The sequence below is a fragment of the Zhaonella formicivorans genome (assembly GCF_004353525.1).
In the GTDB taxonomy this organism is placed as follows: domain Bacteria; phylum Bacillota; class DUOV01; order DUOV01; family Zhaonellaceae; genus Zhaonella; species Zhaonella formicivorans.
On the sequence record NZ_CP085524.1, the window covers coordinates 743,788 to 755,744 of the forward strand.

Annotated in this window: 12 protein-coding genes; all 12 read left to right on the top strand. The window is 42.3% G+C overall.

From position 1 onward, the window contains the following. Window positions 1-517 precede the first annotated feature (517 nt). The 12 genes from EYS13_RS03610 (at window position 518) to EYS13_RS03665 (ending at window position 11,948) form a co-directional block, all read left to right on the top strand. A complete protein-coding gene (locus tag EYS13_RS03610) occupies window positions 518-1,114 on the top strand; it encodes a hypothetical protein (protein WP_227766018.1) in 597 nt (198 codons plus the stop codon). Next, window positions 1,111-3,003 (top strand): 1-deoxy-D-xylulose-5-phosphate synthase, encoded by a 1,893-nt coding sequence (dxs, locus tag EYS13_RS03615; RefSeq protein WP_227766021.1) that lies wholly within the window; start codon window positions 1,111-1,113, stop codon window positions 3,001-3,003. The genes EYS13_RS03610 and dxs overlap by 4 nt, the downstream gene beginning before the upstream one ends. A 140-nt stretch (window positions 3,004-3,143) precedes the next feature. Continuing rightward, window positions 3,144-3,950, top strand: a complete 807-nt coding sequence (locus EYS13_RS03620) for a TlyA family RNA methyltransferase (RefSeq protein WP_227766023.1) — start codon at window positions 3,144-3,146, stop codon at window positions 3,948-3,950. A 59-nt stretch (window positions 3,951-4,009) separates the two neighbouring features. Continuing rightward, on the top strand, window positions 4,010-4,528 hold the full coding sequence (locus EYS13_RS03625; protein WP_227766025.1) for a hypothetical protein: 519 nt from the start codon (window positions 4,010-4,012) through the stop codon (window positions 4,526-4,528). A 29-nt stretch (window positions 4,529-4,557) separates the two neighbouring features. Then, window positions 4,558-5,412, top strand: a complete 855-nt coding sequence (locus EYS13_RS03630; protein ID WP_227766027.1) for an NAD(+)/NADH kinase — start codon at window positions 4,558-4,560, stop codon at window positions 5,410-5,412. A gap of 1 nt (window position 5,413) precedes the next feature. Beyond that, complete coding sequence (gene mnmM / locus EYS13_RS03635; RefSeq protein WP_227766030.1) at window positions 5,414-6,016, top strand: tRNA 5-(aminomethyl)-2-thiouridylate-methyltransferase MnmM; 603 nt, start codon at window positions 5,414-5,416, stop codon at window positions 6,014-6,016. Next, a complete protein-coding gene (gene argR, locus EYS13_RS03640) occupies window positions 6,013-6,465 on the top strand; it encodes an arginine repressor (protein WP_227766032.1) in 453 nt (150 codons plus the stop codon). Before mnmM ends, argR begins: the two co-directional genes overlap by 4 nt. Window positions 6,466-6,486: 21 nt before the next feature. Beyond that, window positions 6,487-8,178, top strand: coding sequence for a DNA repair protein RecN (gene recN, locus EYS13_RS03645; RefSeq protein ID WP_227766033.1), 1,692 nt, complete (start codon window positions 6,487-6,489; stop codon window positions 8,176-8,178). Between the two features lie 293 nt (window positions 8,179-8,471). After that, on the top strand, window positions 8,472-9,836 hold the full coding sequence (gene spoIVB, locus EYS13_RS03650; protein ID WP_227766035.1) for a SpoIVB peptidase: 1,365 nt from the start codon (window positions 8,472-8,474) through the stop codon (window positions 9,834-9,836). Between the two features lie 331 nt (window positions 9,837-10,167). Continuing rightward, entirely contained in the window at window positions 10,168-10,941 is a 774-nt protein-coding gene (gene spo0A / locus EYS13_RS03655) for a sporulation transcription factor Spo0A (protein ID WP_227766037.1), read from the top strand. Window positions 10,942-11,122: 181 nt separating this feature from the next. Further along, the gene (locus tag EYS13_RS03660) at window positions 11,123-11,455 is read left to right on the top strand and encodes a hypothetical protein (RefSeq protein ID WP_227766039.1); all 333 of its coding nucleotides are present in this window, start codon (window positions 11,123-11,125) and stop codon (window positions 11,453-11,455) included. Window positions 11,456-11,666: 211 nt separating this feature from the next. Next, window positions 11,667-11,948 (top strand): MerR family transcriptional regulator, encoded by a 282-nt coding sequence (locus EYS13_RS03665; protein ID WP_227766040.1) that lies wholly within the window; start codon window positions 11,667-11,669, stop codon window positions 11,946-11,948. Window positions 11,949-11,957 lie beyond the last annotated feature (9 nt).

Sequence of the window (11,957 nt, forward strand, 5' to 3'; positions counted from 1 at the left end):
TGCTGGGAGTTAAGAAGGATGGGGCGATCTACAATGGCATGTAGGCGTTGACCCCGCCTTCGTGGAGACCCAAGTGTGTGGTTAGTCTGTCCTAGACAACAGCTACGGCTTGGGGTAGAAACCTGCATGTTGGTACTAGGCGTGCTGGCTGCAGTGTAGCCTGCCTTGAGTGGTGTTGGTGGATCTAAGGGCTTTCTTACCCGGAAGTTTAAGGCCTTAAACTTCCGGGTAAGCTATGTGAAACCAGTACTGCAAAAGAGGCTAGAAATCGGTTCGTTCTGTCGGGGAAAACTCCTAGACTGTTTACACCGTAAGGCCTATACGGGATTAAAGTGTGTGCTAAGTGGTAATCTAGCCCTGATGCCGGTGACGGTTCAGAGCAGTTTTTGAAGGGAAACCGCTGATCCGGTGACGGTCAGTAAACTGTTGGGAAATCCTACTAGACCTAAGCCACAAAGTTTACCGTATAGGCTGCCACCCGTCTATACACATAATGTGGTTCCCTGGAGGAATAGCAATGGTTAAAACCGGAAACAATAGCTTTGCGGTATACAAGCATGCACTTTTTGTTGGATTAGGCGCTTTTTTTTTAGCAATCGGCATTGGCTTGGGATCGCAGGGGCTATTAAAAAGCATTTCCTCTTTGGCGATAGCATTTGCGTTACTCATGCTTATTATTCTTATTGGCATAATTTTTGATATAATTGGCACAGCGGCTGCTGCGGCAACGGAAGTGCCATTCCATGCTAAAGCAGCCCGTAAAGTTAAGGGCGCTAAACAAGCTATAGCCTTAGTTAAAAATGCCGACAAAGTAGCAAATTTCTGTAACGATGTGGTAGGTGACGTCAGTGCTTCACTTAGTGGAGCAATTGGAGCAACTATTGTAAGCACTTTGTTGACAGGAAATCTGGAAAACAAACTTGTCATCGCCGGTACTGTAATGACCGGCTTTATAGCCGGGACTACCGTAGGTGGGAAAGCCCTGGGAAAGCATTTTGCCCTGGCGGAAGCTAATGAAATCATTTTTCAAGTTGGCAGAATTTTAGCCTGGCTGGAAACAACCATAGGTTTGAAATTTTTCAGTGCCACCCCGAAGAAAGGTAGAAAGTCATGATTGCTTTGGAAAATATTTCAGGGCCGGAAGTTTTACATAACTGTTCAATTAAGGATTTGGAACACCTTGCCTGTCAGCTTAGAACCAAGATTATTAATACTGTTTCCGAGACCGGTGGACACTTGGCGCCAAGTTTGGGTGTGGTTGAATTAACCCTGGCATTGCATAGCACTTTTCATTCACCCCGGGACAAGATTATCTGGGACGTAGGGCATCAGAGTTACGCCCACAAGCTGATAACAGGCCGCAGGGAAAATTTCCAATATTTGCGCCAGTACGGAGGTTTAAGCGGTTTTCCCAAAAGGCAGGAAAGCCCCCATGATGTTTTTGATACCGGCCATAGCAGTACCTCTATTTCTGCTGCATTGGGCATGGCCCTGGCCAGGGATTTGAGCAAGGAGCAATACGAAGTAATAGCAGTGATTGGCGATGGGGCTTTAACCGGGGGAATGGCTTTTGAAGCTTTAAATCATGCCGGTCATCTTGGAACCCACTTGCTGGTTATTTTAAATGATAATGAGATGTCTATTGCTTCCAATGTGGGTGCTTTGTCTGCTTATCTTAGCAGGATCCGGACAGAACCTGTTTACTCAAAAGGTAAAGAAGAACTAGAAAGCATCTTGAGGAAATTGCCTTCCATTGGAGATAAAGTATTCAGGGTAGCTGACAGAGTGAAAGACAGCTTAAAATACTTGGTGGTTCCCGGGATGTTGTTCGAAGAACTGGGTTTTACCTACTTAGGACCAATAGACGGTCATAATATAGCCATAATGAAAAAGGTTCTGGAAAGAGCCAAAAGAACAAAAGGTCCAGTATTAATTCATGTAGTGACTAAAAAGGGCAAAGGATATAAACCTGCAGAATTAAACCCCAATTTATTTCACGGAGTGGGTCCTTTTGACATTACTACGGGTGATGTTCTGAAAAAACCCTCAAGTCCCAGTTATACCGAAGTTTTTGGTCGAAAAATGGTTGAGCTTGGTCAGAGGTGGGACAAGTTGGTAGCCATCACTGCTGCTATGCCCAACGGCACGGGCTTAAATTACTTTGCAGAAAAATTTCCGGATCGTTTCTTTGACGTAGGCATTGCAGAACAACATGCTGTTACCTTGGGCGCAGGTCTGGCAGTTTCCGGTTTTAAACCTGTTGTGGCAATTTACTCCACCTTCTTACAGAGGGCTTTTGACCAGGTGCTGCATGATGTTTGTATGCAAAACCTGCCGGTCCTCTTTGCTGTGGACAGGGCAGGCTTGGTTGGGGAAGATGGTGAGACCCATCAGGGAATTTTTGACTTGTCTTTTTTAAGACCTATACCTAACCTGAAGATCATGGCGCCAAAAGATGAGCATGAGTTAGATAAGATGCTGGAATATGGTTTGACTTTAAATAGTCCGGTGGTTATACGTTACCCGCGGGGAACGGGGCTTGGTGCCCTCAAGCTGCAGAACTGGCAGGAGCTGGAAGAGGGAAAGTCAGAAATTATAAGAGAAGGCAAAGATATTGTCATTTTTGCAGTAGGTCCTGTTGTTTACGACTGTCTTCAAGCTGCAGAACTATTGGCGCAAAAGAAGATCCAGGCTACAGTGGTCAATGTCCGCTTTGTGAAGCCTTTAGATGAAGAAACTATCATTTCTTTGGCGGGCAGGGCGGGGGCTGTTGTTACTGTTGAAGAACACGTTATGGCTGGCGGCTTCGGCAGCGCCGTGCAGGAGATATTAGGGCGGGCTGGTTTAACTGTAAAGCTAATGCAGATAGGATTACCCGATGAATTTATTACTCAGGGTGATGTCAGCTTGCTACGAAAAAAATATGGGCTGGATGCTGAAGGAATATACGCTAAAATAATGAAATATTGGCAGGAAGTTAAGAAAGTGAAAGCGGCGCTTTAAGCACACCGCTTTTCTTTATTACGAGTAGGAAAGTATATTTTTCCTTAATTTATTACTTACCGCAACGAGTAACAAAAAAGCTTCCTTAGCCAGCATTGTTTAATGCTTTTTTATATTATGTATTGCAACGAGGTACTACGATGGATAAGGAACGGCTGGATATACTTTTAGTCAAAAAGGGACTTTTTGCTAGCAGGGAAAAAGCCAAAGCTGCTATTATGGCCGGTATTATTAGGGTTAACGGTCAAAAAGTAGATAAGGCCGGAACGTTGGTTGATGTTGATGCAGCTTTGAGCAAAACAGGGGAGGAAATGCCTTACGTCAGCCGAGGCGGCTTGAAATTGGAAAAAGCGTTAAAAACCTTTTCAATTAACCTTAACGGGAAAGTTATACTTGATGTGGGGGCTTCTACCGGTGGATTCACCCACTGCGCTTTGCTTAACGGGGCGCGAAAAGTTTTTGCTGTAGATGTGGGTTATGGGCAGCTGGCCTGGCAATTGCGTCAGGATGAGAGGGTAGTACTGCTTGAGCGGGTGAATGTAAGATATTTAAAACCGGAGCAATTGGCTGAAAAAGCAGACGTGGCAACAATTGATGTCTCTTTTATTTCTGTGGCTAAAGTGTTGCCTGCCGTACTGGCTTGTTTAAAATCCGACGGGGAAATAGTTGCCTTAATAAAGCCTCAGTTTGAAGCGGGTAAGGAGAAAGTAGGGAAAAAAGGAGTGGTGAAAGACCCTGCTGTGCACCGCGAAGTAATTGCCACAGTAGTGAGTCAGGCCGAGAAGCTGGAATTATATATGTCTGGTTTAACTTATTCGCCAATTACTGGGCCTGAGGGCAATATTGAATATTTACTTTGGTTAACCTGTAAGCACAATGTTCAACTAAGCCCGGAAACTTTGATTCGAGCAGTAGTGGCGGAAGCCCACCAACAGTTAAAGGCTTAAAAGTATTGGGAGGATTTACTCAAAATCTGTAGAATAAAAACGAGAAGGGAGGCATTGTAATGCAATCCTTGGACTTTTTTATTCTGGGTGCAGTTTTGGGGTTGTTTGTTTTTTATAAAATATCCCAATACTATAAAAGCAAAAAACAGCAAATTAAAATTACTTTAGCCAAAAGGGCGGAAAGCGCTGCCGGACGGTTATTGCAGAAAACCGGGTACAGAATAATTGATACCCAAAAAAGAGTGCAGGTCAAGACAAAAATAGATGGTGAATTATTTCGCAACACTATAATTGCCGATTTTTTGGTGAAAAAAAACGGGAAAACTTTTTTGGTGGAGGTCAAAACTGGTAAACAGACTGAAAAATTAACCTCACCGTCAATCAGAAGGCAGCTCTTGGAATATTTTCTCGTTTTCAGGCCGGATGGGTTAATTTTGCTGGACATGACCGAAAAGAAATTGCACCAGGTGGAATTTGAACTGGAAAACAGATTTGGCCCGCCCTGGGCTTTATTTTTACGTTATACCATATTCTTTTTGCTGGGAGTACTAACTACATGGGCTTATGTCTACTTTTAACAGGCAGCTCATAAGGAGAGTTAGATAAGTTGCAAAAAATAGGATTAGTAGCAAATGTACAGAAAGAACACGCAGTAAAAGTAGCCCAAGAATTAATAACTTGGTTTGATAAAAAGGGAGTTGAAGTTTTCGTTCCTGCAAACAGTAGCAAATATGACTGGGAAAAGGCTCAGATTTTATCTGACGAAACGGCATCTTCTTTAGGCTGCATTTTGGTTTTAGGCGGAGACGGAACTCTATTGAGTGCTGCCAGGAATTATGCCAGCACCGGCATACCTATTCTGGGTATCAACCTAGGACAGCTGGGTTTTTTAACTTCCTTGGAAGTGCCGGACTTGTATCACGGCCTGGAATTATTGCTTGCCGGAAAATATACGGTTGAAGAACGGATGATGCTGGAGGCAACCGTAATCCGCGCTGGACAGGTAGTAGATTGTTTCTATGCTTTAAACGATGTAGTTGTTACCAAAGGGGCTTTTTCAAGAATGATTCGGCTTCAAGTTCATATTTCCGGGCGGTATATAGACATGTACCCTGCTGACGGTTTGATAATTTCCTCGCCGACCGGCTCTACAGCCTATTCACTCTCAGCAGGGGGGCCTATTGTAGCTCCTGATCTGGAAGCTATGATCTTGACCCCTATTTGCCCCCATACCCTCTATTCCCGACCGGTAGTAGTTTCTCCCTACCAGGAGGTAACAGTAACTCTCTGTACCTCCCAGGCGGAAGTAATGCTGACTGTAGACGGGCAGCATGGTTTTCGCTTGCAAAAGCAGGATCAAATAAAGGTGAAAAAAGCCGAAATCGCAACCCATTTAATTCGTTTTCCTGGACGCAGTTTTTTTGATGTGCTGAGGGAAAAATTACGTGAAGGTGGACGATAAATTGTTCCGGTTATTTAGAAATGCCGTTGAACTAGCCCATCAAATTATTGGTAATATATTAGTCCCGGGAGATAGAGCAGTGGATGCCACTGCGGGAAACGGAAAAGATACTCTTTTTTTGGCAGAATTGGTTGGTGAAAAAGGAAAAGTTTTTGCCTTTGATATTCAGGAGGAGGCTTTGCTCAGGACCAAAGCAAAACTGGAAGAAGCAAATTTGCTTTCCAGGGTAGAGTTAATTCAAAGTGGACATGAAACCATTAAGAATTTTGTTCCCTTACCGGTAAAAGCAGTTATGTTCAACCTTGGTTACTTGCCGGGTGGCAATAAAGCGATCATTACGAAACCGGAAACTACTATAGCCGCGTTACAACAATCTTTGACGCTGCTTTTGCCTTTAGGAATTATTTCCCTGACGGTGTATACCGGACACCCTGGAGGCAATGAGGAATGGCATAGTATTAGAGATTTTTTACAGGCTTTGCCTCAAGATAAGTACGACGTGGTTATCCATTATTTTCTAAACAGAAAAGAAACTTATCCTTTTACGGTGACAATACAGAGTTTACTAACTTCAGATACCATGAGGAAGGGGTCCAGCTTATGAAGGCAGGACGTCAAAGAAAAATTTTAGAAATAATTTCCCAGCAGGCAATAGAAACACAAGAGGAATTGGCTAACGCGCTCAGAGCAAAGGGTTACGATGTAACGCAGGCTACGGTTTCCAGGGATATTAAAGAGATGGGGCTGGTTAAAATTCCAACTGGCGAAAACACTTACCGGTATGCATTGCCCCAGGAAAATAAACTGGGTAATATTTATAGCCGGCTGGAAAGAATGTTTCGCGATGCGGTAACTTCCATTGATTACAGCGAAAACCTCATACTAATCAGGACACTACCGGGAACTGCTCACGCTGTTGCGTCTTGTATCGATCATATCGAATGGAAAGAAATAATCGGCACCGTAGCAGGCGATGATACGATTTTGGTAATCGTAAAGCCCAAAAAAGCAGTGGCCAATGTCTTGCAGGAATTTAACAAATTGCTTGAGTAGCTGATGCCGGGGGGCAAAGTGATGTTGAGACAATTAAACATTACAAATTTTGCTTTAATTGATGCCTTATCTGTCGATTTAACGCCGGGTTTTAACGTATTAACCGGTGAAACAGGGGCAGGTAAATCGATAATTGTTGATGCCATTGGAATTTTAATTGGCGGCAGAGCTTCCGGTGATTTTATCAGGGAGGGTCAGGATAAAGCGGTTATAGAAGGGTTTTTTGAAATAAATGATGACGAGCTTGCCGCAAGACTTGCTGACTTAGGCTTTACCTGCGAAGATGAGTCATTGATGCTAACCAGGGAGATCGTCAAATCGGGGAAAAATATTTGCCGGATTAACGGTCGCATGGTGCCATTAAGCCTTTATCAGGAGGTTGGCAAGGAATTAATCGATATTCATGGGCAAAACCAGGAACAATCATTGCTATCCCCAGCCAGGCAGTTGAAATTGCTGGATTCTTTCGGAGGTCAACAACTGCTGACTCAAAAAAACATTGTAGCAGAAAAATATGGTATTATTCAGGAGAAGAAAAAGAAATTAGCTGAGCTGCGCGGCGGCACTGAAGATAAAGAAACGCGACTGGAAATTTTGCGTTACCAAATTGAAGAAATTAGTAAAGCAGACCTTAAACCCGGCGAGGAAGAGGAATTGGCCCAAGAAAAAAAAATACTCGCTAACGCTGAGAAGCTAGCAGCCGGTGCTAACAAAATTTACAGCGTAATATTCGGAGGAGAAAGGGAGTACCGTCCCGTTTATGATTTGCTGGGTTTGGTCCTAAGTGAGCTGGAGTCACTTGCTGATTTGGATCCGGCGCTCGGCGAAATTAAAAGTGGTATTGAAAGTATCACTTATCAGCTGGAGGAATATGCCCGAGAAATCAGAAAATACGGTGATAAAATAGAATATGACCCAGGCCGTCTTGAACAAATTGAACAGCGAATAGATGAAATTAAAAGGATCAAAAGAAAGTATGGCAACAGCGTAGAAGCTGTTCTCCAGCAACTTGAACAAAATAAAGCACAGCTGGCGAAATTGGAGCAAAGCACCGAACTGATTGCAGAGCTGGAGGCGGAGCTGGCGGAACAGGAAAGAAGCTTACTGGAAGAATGCATGGTACTAAGCAACTTGCGCTTAGCCACAGCCAGATTATTGGAGGAGGCTATCGGCAAGGCCCTACGGGAGTTGGAACTGCAAAACAGCATATTTACTATAGAACTGTCAGCCATTGACAAACCTTTGGCCAGTGGAACCGATTATGTGGAATTTCTGTTTAGTCCCAACCCCGGCGAAGGTTTAAAACCGCTGGCTAAAATTGCTTCCGGCGGCGAAATATCGAGGGTGATGCTGGCGTTTAAAAGCGTGCTGGCCGAAGTCGATGCTTTGCCAACAATGATTTTTGATGAAATAGACACTGGGGTGGGAGGCAAGGCAATTTTGTCCTTGGGTCTTAAACTCGCAAGACTAGCCGAGCATCATCAGGTGTTATGTGTGACTCATTCGCCACAAGTTGCCAGCTTTGCTGATACTCATTTTTACATTTATAAAGAAATCGTTAAAAATCGAACGAAAACCAGGATTCAAAAGTTAAATTATGAGGAGCGTGTGCTTGAACTGGGGCGGATGCTGGGTGGTGCTGACAGACTGGAAAGCGCCCTGGAACATGCAAAAGAAATGCTTAATTTTGCTCTCAAAGAAAAATGCGTTTAAAAGCGCATTTTTTTGTTTTTTGCGCAATAATTACAAAAATCTGCGCAACCCGCTGTTCTAACTGCTGCGGTATTTGCCAAACAAAACCTTGTTGCTCCCTCTTTTTCTCCGGCATAAAAAAACTTTAGCGGGACATTTTAAAACTAGACTCGAGTTGAAAACACGAACCCTTTCCCCAGCTTTAGCAGGAAATGTAAGTCAACTGGAAAAAAGTTGGGGATTTTTTTTCCAAGCGTGCCGGCTACAAAAAGGAGAAACCACAAAATGGGGGAGGCAAGGGAGAGTGTCTGTAAATGGAGAAAGCTACCAAAAGAAAAATGACAGGTGTTTTGCTTTCGATTTTTATCCTTATCCTCAGCCTCACTCCGCCTGCTCAAAGCTATTTCAATTTGCCAACTGAACAAAGGCTTACAGTAGGGGAAGAGCTTAAAATTAACCTGAACTTTCCACAACATTTTTTGCAAAAATTGAGTTTTTATGTACAAACCGATACTGGAAATTTATTGCAACAAAATGGCAAAGTATTTACAGAGCGATCTTTTAAGGGTACTGATGGCTGGCCTATAGCTGCTGAGCCGGGTAGAGTTAATCTCCAAATGCGCCTTTTTGGCTTGATACCTTTGAAAACAGTGGCAGTTGATGTATTACCGGAAACCGCCGTTGTGCCAGGAGGTCATTCCATAGGGGTGCTGATGCGTTCCAAAGGTGTGATGGTAATCGGTTATTCCCCGGTTGTTGACAGCAAGGGAGTTAAACATTATCCTGCCAAAGAGGCGGGAATTGAAATCGGCGATTTGATTATCACAATTAACGGCGAAGTGGTAAAAACCGATGGGGAGGCTGCCCGGTTGATAGATAAACTGGGGGAAAGTGGTCAAGAAATTCAGCTAAGGATTAAACGGAATAACAAAGAACTGCTTATTACTCTAAAGCCCCTGTTTTGTGCCGAAACAAAAAGAAACAGGTTAGGGTTGTATATCAGAGACAGCGCGGCCGGTGTGGGCACCCTGACTTTTTATGATCCAAAGACAGGCTATTATGGAGCTTTAGGCCATATTATTGCCGATGCTGAGACTAACAAACAAATTGCTCTAGGTGAAGGCAGAATCATTAATGCTGCCATTCAGGGTATTAATCAAGGAGAAATAGGAAGGCCGGGGGAAAAAATAGGTACTTTTTTGGATAAAACTACGCTGTCGGGAGATATAAGAAAGAATACTACTTTCGGGATTTTTGGCAAGCTGGACAGGCATATACAAAACAGCCTGTATAAAGAGCCTATCCCGGTAGCATTTTCTAACCAGGTTAAGGAAGGTAAAGCAGAAATTTTAACTGTAGTCAACGAAGAAAAAATAGAAAGGTTTGCAATTAATATTGATAAAGTAATGTTGCAAAATAAGCCTGAAGGTAAGGGCCTAGTAATCAGAATCACGGATCCACGTTTACTTTCTGTTACCGGCGGTATTGTACAAGGCATGAGCGGAAGTCCGATTATTCAAGATGGAAAATTGATTGGAGCTGTAACTCATGTTTTTGTAAACGATCCCACCCGGGGTTACGGCATCTTAGCCGAATGGATGCTTTTGGAGGCAGGAATTATAAATCAACAATCGGAAAAAGTAGTAAAAGGAGCTATAGCTCCTTTTTCAATTTTGTAGACGTAAAACAAAAACTAGGTTAGCAAATCAGAAAGTTTATCGACTTTCTGATTTGCATAAGAGCAACTAGGTCTTCCGCCGTCCTAAAGGATTGGAATTTCTACCCATTGTGCCCAAGCACAAACGTTAGAAATTCTGGCACGCTTATAAGCTTGGCGCAAGCCAAGTTTTCTTTATATATCTGTCGAAATTTCCGGTTCAATCGCAAAAATGAAAGGATATTGAAAAGTTTTAGGTTTTTAAGTATGAAGGAAGGATAAACACTTTTTGGTGTCGAATTGGTATTTTACCTAAAAATTTACAGAGAAATATAGGAGGCGGGTTTTAAAACATGGGGGAAAAATTAAATATTTTAATCGCAGATGATAATAAAGAATTCTGTGAAATATTACATGAATATATGGTAGCACAAGATGACTTCACCGTTTCAGGCATAGCGTATAATGGTCTGGAAGCAGTCAAACTTATTCAGGAAATAAATCCTGATGTGGTTGTTTTAGATATAATAATGCCGCATCTTGACGGGATCGGCGTATTGGAAAAGCTCAACAATCTATGTTTGCCCCATCGTCCGAAGGTAATAATTTTAACTACCCTTGGCCAGGAATTTATGACCCAACGTTCAGTGGAATTGGGAGCTGACTATTACATTTTAAAACCATTTGATTTGGAAGTTCTTGGGACCAGAATCAGACAAATGTTTAACGGTAGTGTTACCAACAATGTCCATCAGCCTGTCCCAATTAAAAACCGTAACCTTGATGTGGAGGTAACAAAGATCATTCACCAAATGGGTGTGCCAGCCCATATTAAAGGTTACCAGTATTTAAGGGATGCTATTTTATTTGTAATTGAAGAAGTAAATCTATTGGGAGCTGTAACTAAGGAATTATATCCTATGATTGCACAAAAGTATATGACAACCCCTAGCCGGGTAGAAAGGGCAATCAGGCATGCCATCGAATTGGCTTGGGACAGAGGAAATGTGGATATGATGAATAAATTTTTTGGCTATACTATTAATGTAGAAAGGGGCAAACCTACCAATTCGGAATTTATTGCCATGGTGGCCGATAAATTAAGAATAGGAGCAAAAGTAAGTTAATTTGCTTTTAACCGTAGCACGTAAGCTACGGTTTTTTAGTGCCTATACCGTAGCATTTTTTCACTCACGCTGTCTTTATTAATATTTTGGTATTTTCTTTTTGGATTATATTGACAGCCTATGGGATATGGTATACCATGGAAATGTAAAATAATACCGGTAGATTGGGGGAGGGACAAAAATGCTTAAGGATTTAAAAGACTCGGATTATCAAAGTTTTATTAACAGCAGTGTATATTGTGCTGTTGGATTTTACGCAAATGATGAAGATTCTGAAAAAATGTTGGCTTTATTGGAAGATTTTCAACAGCATCATGCCTCGTGCAGCGTAGCGAAAATAAATGTTGAGAATACGGAAACCGCAAAAAGTTTAGGAGTTACCCGGGAATTAGCGCCGCTGATTGTAATCTACGATAGCGGTAAACCTAAAAAAGCCCTGAACAAAGCAACTATATCAGCAGAAAACCTGGCCGCTTCAATTGAAGGTGGAACAAAGAACATAACCCTCCAATAGATAGTGGTGCAAAACCGTCCTCGCGGACGGTTTTTTAATGCCTCCATAAAACTTGCTCCTTCATATACAGCAACTTTTTATCAGCTCACTACAAAGTGACCATATTTCCAAATGCTTATAAAATTTTCTTTAGACTATTGACGCAAAATTTAACATATAATATAATTTACAAATGCTAGATAATATGCATAATATTAAGGAGATAGTCTACATGGTTGCGCATATAGCATCAAGTGAAGGAGTATACCAGATTGGAGTTGTAGCAAACTTCACAGGTGTCAACATCAGAACTTTAAGACAATGGGAAGAGGCAGGTTTACTTAAGCCGGCCCGTACTCAGGGCAATACCCGGATGTATTCAGCCAATGATATAGATTTAATAAAAAGGATCAAGTTTTTAGTTGAAGACAAAGGAGTTAATTTACCTGGAGTAAAACTGATTTTACAGTTGGAAGATAAATACGGCAGGGAGATAACTGCCGATGTTGAGTGATAAACGATT